This is a genomic window from Bartonella sp. AP40SXNS (assembly GCF_042195825.1).
GTDB lineage: Bacteria > Pseudomonadota > Alphaproteobacteria > Rhizobiales > Rhizobiaceae > Bartonella.
On the sequence record NZ_JBHIPB010000137.1, the window covers coordinates 1 to 520 of the forward strand.

Annotated in this window: 1 protein-coding gene and 1 pseudogene; both read left to right on the forward strand. The window is 41.3% G+C overall.

The genetic code is table 11. From position 1 onward, the window contains the following. Window positions 1-183, forward strand: a pseudogene (locus ACFILZ_RS10180) (hypothetical protein); the annotation flags it as partial. Then, window positions 180-520, forward strand: a 341-nt coding sequence (locus ACFILZ_RS10185; RefSeq protein ID WP_375611105.1) for a hypothetical protein, incomplete at its 3' end; no start/stop codon positions are given. The pseudogene ACFILZ_RS10180 and the gene ACFILZ_RS10185, both read left to right, overlap by 4 nt.

The window sequence follows — 520 nt, forward strand, 5'->3', positions numbered from 1 at the left end:
AATCCTTACACTTTTGAACAAATACCTCCTGGAAGTGGTCCCTGGAAAGAAGCAGGGCAAATATTTAAGGGCTACCCCAGTGTTCATGCTTGTTATGGTCATGCCGGTGATGAGTGCACATCGCTTTATGGATTACCTAATCGTACGCCAATTTATTCAAAATATTCAGGGAGGAAAAAATGAAACAAATCTTGAAATTATTAAGCGGAATAGTTTTGGTTAGTGTAGCTGGATGTAACATCGATAAGCCTCCTCCAGGGTATCTAAGTATGTGGGAGAAGTCTGGAGCAGATTTTACGGAGATAGGAAAAGCATTGTTAGAATGTGGTATGCCAACCCCTTATGATGTTTTTCCAGAAAACCAACAGCAGAGCATTAATGCTAAAGCAACAACTTATGCCTGCATGCTCCAAGCAGGATTCCACTATAAAGGGAGAGGTAACTGGTGTTATACTTTTAAAGAGAAAAACTTGCCGATTTGTCGTCCAGGTGCTGTCATACCACAGCGCAGTGTCAAGAA